Origin of the sequence: Shewanella yunxiaonensis (assembly GCF_018223345.1) — a bacterium.
GTDB classification, from domain to species: Bacteria; Pseudomonadota; Gammaproteobacteria; order Enterobacterales; family Shewanellaceae; genus Shewanella; species Shewanella yunxiaonensis.
This window is the reverse complement of sequence record NZ_CP073587.1, coordinates 2815787-2832509: the sequence shown is the minus strand read 5'-3', so window position 1 is coordinate 2832509 and position 16723 is coordinate 2815787. Positions and strand designations below refer to the sequence as shown.

Sequence of the window (16723 nt, the reverse complement as noted above, 5' to 3'; positions counted from 1 at the left end):
ATCCCGATATCTGTGACCTGAAGATTAAATCTATTTACCCTTAGGCTTGTGTGCATTCCTTAAGCCCAACCTATTGTTTTTTGAATCCTAAAAAAAAACTGCATTCGTTGTTTATCTCAATAGCCACCGAAACACCACCAATAGGTGGCTTTTCGATGACTCTGAGGGGGGAGGCTGTCTGAACTCTAGTTAATGCAACCGAAACACCATCAATAGGTCGCATTTTGGTGACCACCAAGTAGAGTTGTGGCAGTGCTACATCAGAAAGCCATCAACAGGTGGTTTTTGAGTGATGTCAGGCATTTTTCCAAGTGACCGATTTGTCCAAATTGGGCAGTTTGGCGTGCCAACAATGACTCCCCTCTAAGTAAAAATAATCCTGATTTTAATCAATCAGGAGATAAACCAATGAAATTGATCACTTTAACTACTGCGCTCGTCGCTGTCGGTATGCTGGCTGGTTGTACAACCAAAAGCATTGATTCAATCACGATGCACCACTACTTCCTTAATGCCCGCGACCTGTTCGTTATTGACGAAAAAAACGGAAATGAGTCATGCATCGTGTCTCACGATACTGGCAACTCGGATCAATTTAAGAAAGATCTTGGTGAGATTCGGGATACCATTTACAAGTATCAGTGTGACTCCATAGTGATTCATGGCCGGTATCTTAATCCTGAAGTTAAATTTCAATGGGATAATCGAGGTAAGAGACCTGTTTGCTCAGTAACATTAAAAGCTAAAAATGAAGGTAAACATGGTTTATGGCCAGATGAACCAGCAGCCATCAGTCGGTCTTATGAATCAATGGCGGAGCTCAATTTACCAAACTGTGATTCCATTGATATCCGATGGCAGGAGGCTAAGTGATGCGTAATCAATTTAGTCTTAACAACCCTTATACCTGCCTGCATTGCTGCGGTAGTAGCTATCTAAAAATATTAGAGATCGCTGCTGAATCTAGTACCGCCGTTGATGCAATCAATACCATAGCTTCTCAGTTGGCACTTTTGGCAGCAGAGCAACGCGAATATTCTACCAGAAAACTAGCGGAACTATTTTCTTCAATCACCCCGAGCTTAGCGCTCGGGGACCCCATCTCACAGCAAGAAAAAGCCGTGCTCCGCCCGGATTTTTCTCCACACCCCACTCACCGCGAGTGGTCTGTCTCATCCGGCGCAGTAGCGCCTTCTGAGGGGACTCCCTGCGCCTCTGCACATGCAGAGTTGCAAAGGAGTCGCACGCAAGAGAATAAGGGATAAGGGGGACTACAATGGGAGTTTCTAAGGCGTACCGCGTACAAATATATCCACCTAGACAAGTACATATTTTGTTGAAGGAACTAGCTAAAGAATCAGGGCAAACAGTTAGTAAAACGGCGGTGTCTTTGATTGAGCAGGCATTAAATAATGACTCAACACTGCACGAAATCAGAAATGTACAAGTGGATCAGAAGGAGATTTATCAGCAGCTAATTAACCTGCTGTCGATCAACGTAGCAACCACCGATTTTCTGCTCAAAAAGACCTGCTCTGAGGATGAAATGGCTGAGGCTAAACAGGTCATTTCAGCCCGCACAAATGCTTTGCGAGAGTATTTCATTGGAGGTGCTGAAAATGGCAACGATTAGAAAAGGTCGAGTCGGTGACTTTGTTCGTGGTGCTGACACATGGCTTCATAGCCAGCAGATGTTGTTATTCAGCGGGATTTGGATATTTCTGCCTGGTGTTTTGTTGGCGATTGTCGTGGGCCTGTTATACCTATGGGTAGACGCCGATAAATGTGTCTTGCAAAACACTAGTACATATCTTTGGGCACAATTGAAGGGACTAGTACAACCATTTTCAAGCGTAACTGTAGGAACCTGTGTTGCCCTAGATGGGCGAGAATCTCTGCCATCCTCTGTGGTGATAAATGAACCACTATTCCAGGGCGCTGCTGTTAAGCTTCTCAAATCCTTTGGATGGGCTTTCAGTTCGCTCTTTGTATTGTACTTGCCTATTGGTGTTTATCTTGTTGTTAAGGCCGTTAAAAGAGGTAAGGAAATCAAAGAAGACAAATATATTCGAGGGGCAAAACTCGTTTCAGCCGAAAAGTTGAAAGGAGAAATCGTAGAAAAGCATGGTATTTCTAATTTAACCCTCGGCGATTTCCCTTTACCCACAGGATTTTCAAAAAAGCATACCTTGATTAGTGGCACCACCGGAGCCGGTAAATCTACAGCACTAACTCATTTGCTTAAAGCCATTCGCGCTCGTGGAGACCGAGCCGTGGTATATGACAAAAAAGGCGAGTTCGTAGAGATGTTCTATCGGGACGGAATTGATCACATACTCAATCCGGCAGATAGCCGCTCACACCAATGGACTCCATGGGAAGAAATGGCCTCACCATTTGATGCAGACTGGATAGCGGAGACACTCATTCCGGAGGACAAATCTAAAGGAGGTGATCCATTTTTTAGGGACTCGCCGCGCCATGTGTTTTCCGCTGTGTTACAAAAACTCTATATGGATGGCTTCCGATCTTTAACCACCCTTTTGCGGGCTACTGCTTGGAGTGATTTAGAGCTATTAACAGAATTAGTAGCAGGGACACCGGCTGAAACTCATTTTTCTGAAGGCAATGAGAAGACGTTAGCAAGTATTCGGTCAACCTTAGTTAATGGAGTCTTACCACTGCGGTTACTGAAAGAAGAAAATACAAAGGGGTTTTTCTCAATAAGAGATTGGATAGCAGAAGGCGATGAACCTAATGCCGATGATAGTTGGTTATTCTTACCAGTACGAGAATCTGAAATAGAAATACAGAAACCGCTTATCTCGACATGGATACAAGCTGCGGCCAAAGGGTTGATGGCACGCGGGGTTAATAACGAGCGGACTCTTTGGATTGTTGTCGATGAGCTACCAAGCCTCAAAAAAATTCCTGCTCTTTCAATGTTGATGGCTGAAGGGCGGGGCTTCGGTGCCGCTGTTATTTTGGGTATTCAGGAAATAAACCAATTAGAGGAAGAGTTCGGGAAAAACACCTCTAAAACCATACTAGGCTTATGCTCCACGCAGCTTCATTTCCGTTTGAATAATGCCGACACTGCGGAATGGGTCTCCAAGGTGCTTGGTGAAGCTGAGCGTGAGGAAGTTGATGAAGACTTAAACTACTCCGCCGATGACATTCGAGACGGCGTTCGGGTCAGTTCTAAACGTCAAAACCGAAAAATTGTGCTTCCCAGTGAAATCATGGACCTGCCTGATTTGTCTTGTTTTGCCAAAATTTGGGGCGTGGAGAGTAAAGCCCGTATTGATATTCCTTTCTTGAGGCTTCCGAAGATCGCTGACGGTTTTATTCAAGGTGATGAGAATGAGACGGTTGGTATGCGCCTGCTCAATGCCGCACGAGCCTTAAAAATGGAAGCTGATGTTGGCTATGTTCCGAAAGAGCTTTCCGATGAGCGGGACGTTGATGAGTCTAAAAGGCCAATACCAAGTGACTTAGAGCAGGAACTAAATTCAGTATTGGGAACGGTTGGAGTGGATGATGATTTGGTATTTGGCCTGCTTGGGAAAGGAGGCAAAAAATCATGATGTCTGCGTCTTCTATTAAAAGTGCCGGAGCTGCCGGTCATTACTTTGAGCATGATGACTACTATGTAGACGGGCTATCTCCTTCCGCATGGGTAGGCTCTGGAGCTGAGGCTCTCAGTCTTGTTGGTGAGGTGGAGCGGGAAACTTTTAAATCACTTCTGGATGGGCGGCTCCCTGACGGTCAACAGGTTGGCACTTTCCGTGACGGCGAATGGAAACATCAACCAGGAACCGACCTTACGTTTTCGGCCCCTAAGAGTGTTTCTATTCTGGCAGAGGTTGCAGGTGACAAACGGCTTCTCGAAGCCCATGATCGGGCTGTCCAAGCGGTACTTCAACATATAGAGAGCGAATATATTGTCACAAGGAATCGCAACCGTACTCAGGATACCGTTGAATACGAGAAAACAGGTTCGCTGGTCGCAGCCACTTTCAAACACACAACCAGTCGTGCCCTTGATCCTCAGCTTCACACACACTGCGTGGTAATGAACTTAACACCGCGAAATGACGGCCAGTGGCGCTCAACGGAGAATAAACCAATCTTCATTGACCAAAAGCACCTTGGTCTGGTCTACCGTCAATTTCTCGCTCAAGAGGTTGGTTCACTGGGCTTTCGACTAGAGCACCAGGGTAAAGATGGGATCTGGGAGATTGCAGGGGTAAGTAAAGATACAGTGCGTGAACTGTCTAAACGATCAGAGGCAATCGGAGATGCGTTGGAGGCTAGGGGAAAGACTCGCGAGACGGCCACGGCTGGGGAAAAGGAGACTGCAACGCTCGACACGCGGGATCGAAAAGTCGCCGCTGAGCGTGGTGAGCTTCTGAATCGCTGGCATACCGAATTGGGCGAAGAGAAGCTGGCAGAATTGGAAGGGGTCATTGCTCAGTCTCGGGAAAATATCCCATCCCTGGAGCAGCAATCCGAGACGATTTTGGCGCGGGTTCAATTAGCCAACGAAGCCGTCATGTGGGCGACTGAGCACCTTGGAGAGCGTGATACATCTTGGACGCACCACGATCTAGTCAAAGAGGCTAGCCGTTATGCCGGATCGCGAGTACTACTTTCTGATGTTAACAATGCGATTGATGCTGCAATTGGCAGTGGTCAGCTCATAGAGAAGTCGGTTAGAACCTTTGATAAGGTCAGCAAGCAAGAGATTGATGTGCGTGGATATACGTCGAAAGCGGCCGTCGCCATAGAGGATGAGGTGATCAAGGAGGAATACCTTGGCCGCGACCGAGTTCAGGCATTGTGCAGCCGGGAACAGGCGGCTGTGGCCATTTCCAATGCCGAGGAGAAAGCCAACGAATTGGGATATGAGTGGAACGCTGACCAACGGAGAGCTACCGAGGGCATTCTGCTCACAGAGAATCGGATCGTTGGAGTGCAAGGGTTCGCAGGTACGGCTAAAACTACCTCCGTCCTACGAACTGTAGCTGAGACCGCGAGGGATATGGGGTATGAGGTTAGGGGGCTTACCCCTACGAATTCTGCTGGTCAGAGTTTGATTGATGGTGCTGAAATTCAGTCTGGAACAATTCAGTCTTTTCTGGCACAAAACCGCAACGAGTGGGTTCAAGAACGGAAAACTCATACCCAGATCGATAAAATTGATAAGCGGTTAGAGCAAATCGAAAAAGCCCTCTCCAATCCATATGTTGATGAAAAGACTGGGGTTCGGATTCCCGAGAATTCGCCGCTCTATCAGAAACGACTCGACGAACTCCAATATGAAAGATCAGAGTTACAGGGAGAACGTGACGGTCTTGGAAAAATGTTGGAAAAAACTCCTCAACTTTGGATTGTGGATGAGTCCAGCATGGTAGGAACCAAGCTAATGCGAGACCTCTTGCAACGTGCGGGGCAATCGGGGGCTCGTGTCGTATTGACCGGTGATGTTCGTCAGCTAGCCTCAGTCGAAGCTGGGGCTGCTTTCAGGCAGCTTCAAAATCACGGGATGGAAACCTACCATCTGGAAGAAATCGTTCGGCAGACGAACCGAGGAACAAGGGATGCGGTATACCTCTCCCTAATGAAAAGGGCCTCTAATGCTCTAAGTCGGTTACAGGATAGTGGCAGCACGATAAAAGAATTGGTCGCGCATAAGAAAAGTGGAAAAATTGACCATGAGAAAAGCGGTGAAGTCCGCAGACAAGAGCTTGTGAAGAACTACATGGCTCTTGCGCCGGATGAACGAGCCAAAAGTATTATCCTCGAACCAAGCCGTGAGGGCCGCCGTCGCACGAATGAATTAGTTCGTGACGCCCTAAAAAAAGAAGATGCTCTGGGCGAAGAGCTGCGTACTAACCAGCTATCACCGGTCGATGCAACAGAAGCTGAAAGGCGTATGGTGACGTCATATCAAAATGGGTGCATCGTTCGGTTTGCGCGTAGCTTCAAGCGTGAGGGCATCAAGCAGGGCCTCTATTATCAGGTCGTTGGTCGAGAGAATCACGATCTCTTATTGAAGAAGTTGGGGGGTAATGAGCAGGCTGAGCTGATTCGCTTCTCTCCTGAAAACTATGCGGCCAAGAACATCCAGTTGTTCGAACTAACTGAAAGTGGTTTGGCCGTTGGTGAGAAGATCGTGTGGCGTGATAATGATAAGCCGACTGGACGATTGAACAATGACACGGCCACTGTTGAGAAGATAGAAGGCACGAACGTAACCTTCAGACTTTCAAATGGTAAAACTGGTGAGTTTGATATGTCCAAGCTGGCTAATTCCCATTGGGATCACGGTTACGCCATGACTGTTCACGCTGCCCAAGGTAAGACAGCCCAGAACGTGTTTGTGCACGCTGAAACCAACCGAGAAGCTTTATTGAACACGGAACAGTTCTATGTGCAGATATCAAGAGCAAAGGACCGCGTGTATCTCTATACCGATTCAAAAGAAGGGCTGGTTCGAGCTGTAGAGCAACGATCAGGTCAAAAACAGACGGCTAAGGAAAGCCGTTACCAGTCTCTGGAACCGCTGGATCACTTGATTGATAAGCTATGGCAACAACCAGAGTCAGGACGCTCGTCAACGCAGATAACAGGTAAATCTCAGGCTAAAGGTATATCAAGAGGCGACAGTGAACGCAGTCTAACTAGATAATTGCGGTCTATTGTCCAAAAAGGGCAGTTTGGCGTACTGGCTAGACTGCCCTTTTATTTGAAAATGGAATGGATACAGAACCAAAAGGGAGATCTAAAAGTGAAAGTTCTTTTTACGTCAATAGTTGTAATGACTGCACTGGCAGGTTGCTCCGCGACCATGCCTAACATCGCCGGCAAGACTAAGACAGATACGTCGGTCCAGAATATTGAAAAAACAGATCCGGATACACAAGCGGCACTAGCCGATATGAAACTCGTTGGATTCAGACAGGAAGACTTCGGCAGTGAGGAGGCATTCAACTCGGCAGCTAAGATGGTGGCAAATTTAGGTGCCGAGTGGCAAACCTTTAACTCTTGGACCGAGGCGTTGCTAGAGCCGGGTTATCAATCAGCAGCCCTAGAACGCATTCGTACAGCCAACGATGAGCGACGCCAAAAAGAAAGGAAGGTGAATTTTTCAAAAATAGATCGCTATTCCGACGAAGCAGATAAGGCTATGAAGTATGGATTCCATGATTGCTTCAATGATTCTGGTCAACTGTTCTCAGTAGACGATTTTATCGACCATTATGCGCTTACCAACGTTGCCTCTTTCAAAAGCACGGTTGAGCTTTATGAGCGTTGTCTAATCAACGGAGGTAGTGAGTGTACGGAGAACGGTCAGGAACTGAGCTTGGATAAATTCTTGGTGAAGCACAATACAGCCGCTCCACAAGCGCGTAAGGATTTAGCCTTTAATGAATATTACGAATACTGTGCAGTGCGGACTCCAGTTTCATCTGTTCAATACACTATCTCGGCTCATGATAATGATGTGATGGGCAGCCTTATTGCGGCAGCGGCGTCGCGAGTTGGTTGGGATAGTGCGCTTAAAATGTCTCGTGATGTGTTAAACATGCAATCCAGATCTGGAGCAATGAATATGATTGCTGCCAACTTCTATAATTATCAACGAACTGGATACTTTGATGCGTTTGATATCAAACCGTACGCCATAGGCCGCTCCAGTGTCATATCCGTAATGCACGTGGGTGGTATGTGTGCAGCGTTTGGTACAGATAATAGCAGCCAGGATAGTGACATCGAAATTGATGAGCTCGCTATCGCGCTGGGAGCTAAACCTCGTCAAGCGGATGGAGGTTACCATTGTTTGAAATGGACAGACGGTAACTGGAAACGTATTGCTGATTACATTGCTGGCGAAAGCGAGGGTCTTCGTGGGTTTATGTCGGTGTACTCTCCTGCATTCAACAACTATCAGGTGCCGTATTGGAGCTATCCCGGTCCGTACCAGCACGACTCAACTATTCAGACTCAACTCCAGAAAAAAGGAAGTGGTATTGCAAGTTACACAGAGAAAGTCACGGAGCGAGAAACCTGCTCTACATATGCGGCAGGCCATTCAGGACTCGCAACATGGTCTTATCCTGCCTGTGATTACCTAGAAAAGGCAAGCGAGTCAATGAAGGCCAAAGAAAAAATGATGCAAACCGCAGGTCGGTTTGATGCCTACATATGCAGCAGATCAGAGGCTTTAAATGGTTATGGAAAACCGGATCTGTCACGTTGTCCCACAGTCTTTTCTCGCGAACAGATAGAAGCTGGTGAACACAAACGCTAGATCATCGAATTCAACTTCTCCACTCATTCGTTTAGGGGCTATGGCCCCTTTCTTTTTGTCCAAATTGGGCACTTTGGCGTGCCATCTAACGCTTGCTCACCTGAGAAAATATTAGCTCAAAGAGAGTAGAGATAAATGAGGACACTATGGCGGCAGAGATTCAACTTAACGGATTAGTACTTCCAATAAATGATGCTCACATTCATCAAAGACGAGGCGTAACCGCTGCAAGAGCAGCGTCTGGTGAACCTCTTCATTTCACTGTATTGAAGTGTCTCGATGGTCGATACACGAAAACATATTGTGGACTTGCCAGAGTCGATAACACCGATGACTTTTTGAAGATCATGGAGTGGGGAGATCACTTCGAACCTATTGCTTCTTGGTATCAAGGCGGCACTCAATGATTACCAGTATTTTCAGAAAAATCTTCAGAAGAGAGCCCAAGCCTGATCTGTACTCTCAACTATCCAACCTTGTGGCTGAAATTCGGAATTATCAGGCTGAGATCGAGCGCTTTCATGCAGATATAGAGGCGTCAGCTAGCCACTTTGAACACATTACCGAGCCCAATAATTTCATTAGCGCAGAGTGGGTTAATGGAAATCTACATGTAAAACATCGTCATTAAGAGGTAACTGGAATGGAATTGAACGAAAAAGCGAAAGTTGCGGCGCTCTATCAAGAACTTAGCAAAGCTGATGTCTCTGACCCTAACAAGTTGGTTGGGCAGCTTGAATCGGCGGCTAAGTCAATTGTGCAAAGTATGAATAGTCATCCTATTAAAGATGAGCAGATTAAAACTAGCGTTTTTGATCATGCTCACATGAATGAGCAGTATCGACAGCTATCTGAGCAGCAGATGAAAATTGTTGATTCTGTCCAGTTGCTAATGAAGCAGGTTGAAAGCATGGGGCTCGATAAACCAACTCAAGATAACTGGCTATCTAAAACGCTTTCTAACTATCAAAGAGGTTATCTGGAGAACGATATTTTCACTGAAGCAGCAGGAGCCATGGTGTGGATGGCTGCAAAGGCTATCCAGAAAATCTTTTTTGAGTCAGATAACGCTAAGCAGCAACAAGCTGCCCAGGAGCTAAAAAAAGATATTGGGAAAATGACAAAGGCGCTAGGTGTTGAGTTATCCCGCCTTCGACTAGAGGTTAAAACAGAACAGCGGCATGAACTGATGTCAGATGCGATAAGCAATGCCAAACGGTTGGAACAAAGCGGCCAACAGAAGGAGGCTGATAAGCTGATAGTTAGTACCTATAACAAGCTATCTCATTCTGCCAAGAAAGAGTACAGCCAATATCAACCTCGCCCAGAACATCAAAAATCCATATCCCAGGCTCAATCGAGAGAAAAAGAACGCCAAGCTGCATCGTCAATTCAGCACCAGCAACACAGTGAAAAAAGAATCGACCGCGACAAAAACCAGTCAATTGGTCGTTGAGAATTACATTCAAATAAATGAGGAAACTGAAATGAAAAAAGCAATCTTAGCAGTGGCAACCGCATCTATGCTCTCTTTGGCTGGGTGTGCGACAAAGCCTGGAATTAACGACGCTTCACTTATGGTTTCTAAGTTCCCAGCAAGTGGTGACACTATTAATGTTACTTACAAGATTGAGCATGGAAAAGACTGTCTCATTACCATGGCGCTCGGCCCTCAAAGTAATGAAGAGAAATATATGGCTGCTCTTGATATGGAATCTCGACATTGCCTGGAGGATGTAACAGGAGAGAGCCAAGTGGGATTACATCTGGACTTCTCTGATGTTCGTTACAATAATCCGGCGGTGATTAATTATAGACTGACAGGGCCAAGCCCATTAGAGGAACTTGTAGCGCTAAAACCGGATAAGACAAAATAAGCTTTGATGGCTTTACCTTAGGCATTAGTGGCGGTATGGGTCTCCACAATACCTCTACAGTCGTTGAAAGGGTTATGTCTGAAACCTTACCTGTTGCTGCCAGCATTCACGAAGTCGTTGGTACAACAGTTCTAGTAATCAGGGCTGTTTACTGGGCACCTGATTACAATAAAAACGCCCAAGCGGCCAGATATCTGACGGCTTGGGCGTCATCCCACCCCGTACCCGTTTATCATGACGGCGTTTCAGTTAATAGGTTTCCCATTCACTTAGCTTGATTTCAAGCGGCGGCCATGAATACCGAAAAGAATGCTAGCGCCGCCACTGCAAAAGGCAGTTAGCGGGGCTTTCCCTGTAGGAGTACATTCAAACAGGCTACTAGCCTGATATTTTGAGCTTTAGGCGCTCGTTCCATTTGGGTTGGATTTACACACTACCAAACGGCAGGATATTCAACAATACCCGATACTGGGAATCCATGGTTTAAAAGAGATTGTCTGATTAAAAACGGCAATGTATTAGCATCACTTGGGTATCTGCTTAACTGTTCATTGGAATAATGATCAATGAAATCGATAAGCTGCGTCGTCGTTACAGGTTCGAGCACCCGTGAATTCCAAACAGCATCCTCTACGCTATGATCAAGTTCTTCATTCGTATGCCTGAAAGTCAATCGACTTTGACTGATGACGCGAAACTGATCGGCACCTTGATGGTGTATCACAAGCTTTAGTTCGGGAACTTTTTTGACCAGTTTGCCTCGTTGGTCTCTTCGCGGATCATAAAATGCTTGGCTAAGAATTACCTTTCCTTCAACACGGTAAAAGGTTTTCTCCATAGTGTCAGTGTTTAATGACCAATAAACTTTAAAACTGTTACGACGAATTTTGTTGCCATAGATATTGAGCAATGGCAGCAGTTGTTGTTCAGTGCCTTGTTTTGAACCTTTGTTCCATGCACTTACGATGGATTGCTGTGTTCTGCATTTTTCAGCAATCTCTTGTTGCGTCCATCCATCGTTCAGGGCAAGCCGAACAAGTTCCCTTGTCCATTTGAACGGTTTTTTCTTACTGTTTTTGCTCTTGTCCATGTAGCCCCTTAAAGAAAAGGGAGCATTAAGCCCCCTTCACAACTTATTTTTTCTTCCCGCCATTCTGCGGATTTTGAGGGTTCATTTGCCACCCTCGATTTCCTTGGTTTTGTGAGTAAGTCTTGTTCGTACCAGACGTACTCTTATTGGCGTTAGTCATATCTGAATTGTGATTGTTTTGCTTAGACATTTGTCGTCTCCTTGTTTGTATAAAAGTACAAGGCACATGCTATCAATGGCAAAAAATCACGCGACTGATGATTTAATGATAATTGGTGATATTCACTGATATTTTATGGTTTTTCAATTTTTCTAGGTCACTGACATTGGAGGATGCCTAGCAAGGCAACCAATTCTTCAATCTAACCGAGTCCATATAGGACAATTAAGTGCGTAACCTAACTGGAGAAAAGATGCTTCATGGCGTAATCCCCCTGTTCCGCAGCAGATAAATAACTTATATAACAGTAATGAAGTGGTCAAATTCACTATGGTATTACAACTACTTTTCCTGCGCGGATTCCTTTAACGCTTTTCTCATCTCTGCTAAGTCTCCTTTGAGGTCATCCATTGACTCACCGTTATCCGCTTCCAACTGAGAGCGAAGTTTTTTGAGCTGTTTTATTCGCTCGTTCCGTTCAGCGTTTTCCGACGAGAGAAGGGCCTTATCATGCTGGTTGGGTAGATCAAACTCAGCCCAGGCCTTGGAGAAGTCACGATGAAACTCTTCCGAGCGAATTTGTTGTTGAACTTCATGTGTTTTTTGTTGGATAAGAACTTCCTGCCTACCAGTTAAGGCAAAGTAGATCACGATGGCTGTTATTGGGCAGGCAATGATGATGCCATACAGTACAGATTTCATTTTTAATTACCCCCTTTTATGCCTGGCTGAGACACTGTGAAGCTTGCCTCCGTGGAATTGCTGAGATTGGATGCTTCCTCGGTTTGTAATCGTTCAGACGTTCTCATTGAAAGATTACGGGACTTGGATGAGCGGTTGTCGGTACTTGCATAATGAGCATTAGACGTTGATGCTTCTTTTGAGTTAGTTCTGGTAGTCGATAATGAAAAAAGAGTGTCGTGATTTAATGATGTCTCCAGCTCCCATGACTCTCCAAAGAGTGAGTTTCCTCGGCCAAAGACAGTGAACTCGCCGATTGAAGCTGACAGATTTTTTGGATCAGCAGAAAAAGAGCCACAAGACCATTCGTATTTTCCTTCATACTGATACCCTCGTGTAGATGGCACTACGCAGTTCCTTCCAAATTGTCTATCTACTATCTTCAAGGCCTTTTCTGGTAAGTCATTACGTATGAGCTGTTTACTCATTGCCTTGGCAAGCGCCATTTTTATCGCTGACTTGCCACTTCCGTTGACCGAAATCCCGCTTGATATTTCATCCAGCGTTGCTTCTGCTACAAGTCCGTAGACTGCCCAGCAAACCCCTTCTTTTTTCAGTCGTTCAGATGGAACTCTTATGGATGAAGGCATGCCAGTGGTCGCCCAGTTGAAAGCTGCCTGCTGCAACTCAACTTGGCATTGTCCCAGTGTTTTTTCTTTGTTCCAGGCCATGCAGGCCTGCACGCTTGTAACTAGGGGTTTGGGTTCTAGCTCTGGAAATTGTGGCGCTTGTGGGTTTGTAATGAGCGAACAATTTCTGATGAGGTTTGCTGTTTTCCCTCTTATAGATTTGCCTTTTTCGACATAGGCAAATAGCTCTATGAGAATAGAAAGTGGTGCTGTTTTTACTGAAAGACGGCGAGCATTTTGATATTGCTGCCTAGATGATGCTTCGCTTGCATGTCGAGCTGACGTGGAAGTCGTGTCTCTTTTTTCCTCACCTTTTCTTGCTTCCTCTCCCTTTTGGCGTTGTAACTCCATGCTTGTCTCATCGTTCAACGTGGTTTCTTTTTGGGTGCGCTTTTCCTGTGAGGATTTTTGGCCCACAGTGGCGTTTTCTTGAGCAAGTGTAATGTTTGAGTATGCAATTAATGTAAAGGCCAGCAAACTCAATGACTTTTTAATCATGTTGAAAAGCCTCCTTGAGCAAGGTGATTTGTGAGATGCTATTGATGCTCGGCTCTACCAGCCAAGCGTATCTGTACCTTTGAATGCTTTTACAGAGCGCAACTATGTACTGATCTGCGTCCTGAGGTTCTGAATGGATTTCCCCATCTTCTTCTGCGGCCATAAAATCAGAAAAATCATCAAAGGCTGCTTTGCTTAGGTACTCAGCCAAATGAGTTGCATCGTCAGAACTCTTGCACAGCAAAACCTCCGGCCAGAGCAGTTCTCCATCTGGTCCTCGATTGCCGGGCTGATCGGGTGGGTCTAACCTGACGACCCAAACTTCTCTTAGCTCATGTGCTACAGCTAGGTTGAGCAGTTCAATGCCATTTAACTTCATAAAAATAACTCCCGTGCTTAGTGGACGGAGCCATTATCCCGCTGATAACCGCCGAGATTGGCACGCCAAACTGCCCGATTTGGACAAATGTCTTGTCTGTAGAGTCAGAAGGGAATTTCCAGATTTTGAGCTAGGTTGGTGTTGCCGGTTGATTGTATATATATGAATTTAAAAAGATATTTATGTATCGTTACATGTCACGAATGTAAAATGTGACATGTAACGCCACTGCAAGGGCATATGTGGGAACGTTGCACGTTTAAGCCTTGGATATATTGGTTGGCTGCACGATTAACCCCTTAAACCCATGGGATGGTTGCACGATAGGGGCTGCACAAAGCCCAATTGGGGGCGTTTACTGAACAAAATGAAGGCCAAATCACTTGTATGCGGACTTTTTCGTTGGTCTGAGAGCGTATGTGGGGCCGTTGCACGGTTAACTAGGAGGTCTATGGGAACGTTGCACTGTTGCTAAACTCAGGTTTTTAAAGCTTATGAACAGGGCTAAGTTGAGGCGAAGAAAGTTATGCCCCATTCTGTGTTTGGAGCGATAGTTATCTCGCTTTACTTGTCCTTAGTTTGACCCAATATAATTAACCCATATAGACTGAAAAAACATCTGTTAAGTTAGTGGTTGAAATGAATAAATACACACATCATCACATTGAACGTTTCTATGAAAAATTCATCAATAGATCTTTTGATCAAGATGATATTGCTATGTTTATTGTATTAGCTAGAGATTACACACCTAAAGGAAGCATCTTTCGAGAGCTAGGTGATTTTTTAGCTCATCCAGATGAAAAAGACCGAGGTCTAGTGATCACAGCATTCCAAGATGTCATTGATTTTTTTGATGATAATACTCTAGAAACTTTTGATGGAGCAGATCTACCGAAACAAAGAAATAGCGGGATTGGCGTTCTTGATGAAGTTAAGGCTAGTTTATGTTCTATCTTTGCTCTCGTTGGAATTAACCATGCGATAGAGTCTAGAAACGAACTACGCTTCCGTGATTTTGTTTTCTGTTTGATATTTTTACTTGGGAACTTTCGTTTGAAGATGAATGGTCAATTAGTACAAATTCAGGTCAAGTACGGTAACGGTCTTTCTCTTTCTATTTCATATGAAAGTGCAAATTATGACAGGCACTACTTATCGTTTAACTTAATACTGTTATGTGGTGTATGGCCTCAGTGTATACCTACCGATTACAAGAAAGATCTGAGTGGTTATATTGTTAGACGGTTTTCCAATGGATATTTAGGTGCGATTCCATACGAGCTGGATGTGCCGAGTTTAAATACGGACATGCAATCATTTGAAAGAGGAGTGGTTTGGCCGTTAAATGATTACAGATTTTAGATTAATTATATTAAGAGCTTAGTTGATTTATGGTTTGCTAATCTACAATGCCTAGAAGCGGAATTTTGTTCAAAAGTATGCCTGCACAGGAATCGCTAACGCATCTTTGCCCCATTCCGTTTTTCGCACCTTCAAGACGGAACTAAGCATGGGGCGAAACTAGCCCTAATTTTTGTAATGGCGGTTTAGTTGACAAGTGTTCATCTTTCCCACGTTTTAGCGTCAGTTCTTAAGATATCAATCAACTCTTTCCAGCTAGGCGGTATTTGTCTACAGCCCGGATAATAGAGATAAAACGGCTCTTCTACTGGTGTCCAATCGGGCAATACAACTTGTAGAGTGCTACTCTCCAAAAAAGGTCCAATGCGTTCTTCCAAAAGTACCTAATACCTCTGCCAGCAAGCGCCATATCATACCTATAGCCGTTTCATTTACGCATAACTGACCTGGTACATCGATGGCGCATCTTATTGCCATTTTTCAAAGTTCCACTGGTATATAACACCAAAGCCGGTACGTAGCTGGATGCAGTTATGCTGCTTCAGATCCTTGACTCATCGATTTCTGGAGCGTGGCTGAGGTATTTGGGTGCGGCAACCGCTACCCATCTGAGTCTATCACTGACGCGCAGGGTAATGAGAGATTGGCCCGCTTTACGACTATTATTTGGTGTTGTACATCCGTTGGTCTTTTTTATCTGAATCAGACCAGAAGTTGATATTAAACTGAGCGTTATCGCTTAGTTCAATACAATGCCAGTATTGTGGCGGACTAGTAGCGAAACTACCTGCAGGAATAACGATCTTAATTTCAGGCTCAGTTGCGTTTTCATCAGCAAACCCGTAGTAGGTTACAACACCTTCCATCACGCAGAGTTGGCCAAAAACACCTGCTGCTGTGTTATGGTGAGAAAGCAGTGCTGTGGGTACATTATCATTAGTAAAAAATGGTGTTGAGCGTTGAATGGTCCAGTTCTTTGGAATTCGTTGGTGACTCATAATCTTTCTTCTCTATAAATATCCGCTTCGCGGTTGAATAAACACTTAATCGCTGTCTAACAAGCAGGCATAGCAAAAGTAGGAATCGGCTACTAATTTAACGTGAAGGTTAAAATATAGTGTTCTGGACATCCCGCCACATCAAAATCCACCACTTCAAATCCAGCTCTTTGAACTTCATCAATCGCTAGTTGTGGTGATACGCGTGCGTTACTGCCTCTAAAATCGACGATGACAAACTTGGTCTTCCGACTCGTCTGTTCTCGCATCTTATTCAGAAACGCATCGCGGTTCTGGATAAAACGGTAGGTATTAGCGATAAACACGGTATCGACCCTAGGGGGAATGGATGGGTCGTCCGGTTGCGACAAGATGACCTTTATATTGTTGAACGCTTCACTAGAAAATCTATTTCGCATATAGGCCACCATATTGGGCTCACAATCTATTGAATAGATTTTCCCTTCCTTGATTGTATGCGAGAAAATTTCGGAAAAATAACCGGTGCCGGCGCCTATGTCGGCAATAATTTCATTTTCTTTCAGCGCAAGGCTGCGAATGATATGGCTGGTTTTTTGCCACTCTTCTCGGTTCTCGCTATCAAAAATTGCTTTTAGCCTTTCGGGCTCTGAGAAGCTGATATTCATCATGCTTATCTACTCACTATGT

Annotated in this window: 16 protein-coding genes; 10 read left to right on the top strand and 6 right to left on the bottom strand. The window is 44.9% G+C overall.

What is annotated here, in order from left to right; all coding sequences use genetic code 11:
* Positions 1–408: 408 nt before the first annotated feature.
* The 9 genes from KDN34_RS12995 (at position 409) to KDN34_RS12955 (ending at position 10194) form a co-directional block, all read left to right on the top strand.
* Positions 409–873 carry a hypothetical protein gene (locus KDN34_RS12995; RefSeq protein ID WP_212594159.1) on the top strand — a complete coding sequence of 155 codons (465 nt, stop codon included), beginning with the start codon at positions 409–411 and terminating at the stop codon, positions 871–873.
* Positions 873–1265 (top strand): hypothetical protein, encoded by a 393-nt coding sequence (locus KDN34_RS12990; protein ID WP_212594158.1) that lies wholly within the window; start codon positions 873–875, stop codon positions 1263–1265. The genes KDN34_RS12995 and KDN34_RS12990 overlap by 1 nt, the downstream gene beginning before the upstream one ends.
* Positions 1266–1276: 11 nt before the next feature.
* Positions 1277–1633: a hypothetical protein gene (locus KDN34_RS12985; protein WP_010377289.1), complete on the top strand. Its 357-nt coding sequence runs from the start codon at positions 1277–1279 to the stop codon at positions 1631–1633.
* Positions 1620–3587: a type IV secretion system DNA-binding domain-containing protein gene (locus KDN34_RS12980; RefSeq protein ID WP_212594157.1), complete on the top strand. Its 1968-nt coding sequence runs from the start codon at positions 1620–1622 to the stop codon at positions 3585–3587. The genes KDN34_RS12985 and KDN34_RS12980 overlap by 14 nt, the downstream gene beginning before the upstream one ends.
* Positions 3584–6694, top strand: a complete 3111-nt coding sequence (gene mobF, locus KDN34_RS12975) for a MobF family relaxase (RefSeq protein ID WP_212594156.1) — start codon at positions 3584–3586, stop codon at positions 6692–6694. Before KDN34_RS12980 ends, mobF begins: the two co-directional genes overlap by 4 nt.
* A gap of 99 nt (positions 6695–6793) precedes the next feature.
* Positions 6794–8317, top strand: a complete 1524-nt coding sequence (locus KDN34_RS12970; protein WP_228730340.1) for a hypothetical protein — start codon at positions 6794–6796, stop codon at positions 8315–8317.
* A gap of 146 nt (positions 8318–8463) precedes the next feature.
* Entirely contained in the window at positions 8464–8724 is a 261-nt protein-coding gene (locus KDN34_RS12965; protein ID WP_099659518.1) for a vWA domain-containing protein, read from the top strand.
* Between the two features lie 236 nt (positions 8725–8960).
* Positions 8961–9773 carry a hypothetical protein gene (locus tag KDN34_RS12960; RefSeq protein ID WP_109402156.1) on the top strand — a complete coding sequence of 271 codons (813 nt, stop codon included), beginning with the start codon at positions 8961–8963 and terminating at the stop codon, positions 9771–9773.
* Between the two features lie 31 nt (positions 9774–9804).
* Positions 9805–10194, top strand: coding sequence for an ABC transporter substrate-binding protein (locus KDN34_RS12955; protein WP_212596716.1), 390 nt, complete (start codon positions 9805–9807; stop codon positions 10192–10194).
* 433 nt (positions 10195–10627) lie between these two features.
* Here the strand turns inward: KDN34_RS12955 and KDN34_RS12950 are convergent, their stop codons facing one another.
* From KDN34_RS12950 to KDN34_RS12935, 4 genes are all read right to left on the bottom strand, one after another.
* On the bottom strand, positions 10628–11284 hold the full coding sequence (locus tag KDN34_RS12950; RefSeq protein WP_212594154.1) for a hypothetical protein: 657 nt from the start codon (positions 11282–11284) through the stop codon (positions 10628–10630).
* A gap of 502 nt (positions 11285–11786) precedes the next feature.
* Entirely contained in the window at positions 11787–12146 is a 360-nt protein-coding gene (locus KDN34_RS12945) for a hypothetical protein (protein ID WP_212594153.1), read from the bottom strand.
* A gap of 2 nt (positions 12147–12148) precedes the next feature.
* A complete protein-coding gene (locus tag KDN34_RS12940) occupies positions 12149–13312 on the bottom strand; it encodes a hypothetical protein (protein ID WP_212594152.1) in 1164 nt (387 codons plus the stop codon).
* Complete coding sequence (locus KDN34_RS12935; RefSeq protein WP_072670310.1) at positions 13305–13691, bottom strand: hypothetical protein; 387 nt, start codon at positions 13689–13691, stop codon at positions 13305–13307. Before KDN34_RS12935 ends, KDN34_RS12940 begins: the two co-directional genes overlap by 8 nt.
* Before the next feature lie 639 nt (positions 13692–14330).
* Here KDN34_RS12935 and KDN34_RS12930 point away from each other — a divergent pair.
* Positions 14331–15056, top strand: a complete 726-nt coding sequence (locus KDN34_RS12930) for a hypothetical protein (RefSeq protein WP_212594151.1) — start codon at positions 14331–14333, stop codon at positions 15054–15056.
* A 662-nt stretch (positions 15057–15718) separates the two neighbouring features.
* Here the strand turns inward: KDN34_RS12930 and KDN34_RS12925 are convergent.
* A complete protein-coding gene (locus tag KDN34_RS12925; RefSeq protein WP_037444828.1) occupies positions 15719–16054 on the bottom strand; it encodes a DUF1971 domain-containing protein in 336 nt (111 codons plus the stop codon).
* A gap of 92 nt (positions 16055–16146) precedes the next feature.
* Entirely contained in the window at positions 16147–16704 is a 558-nt protein-coding gene (locus KDN34_RS12920; protein WP_037444830.1) for a class I SAM-dependent methyltransferase, read from the bottom strand.
* Positions 16705–16723 lie beyond the last annotated feature (19 nt).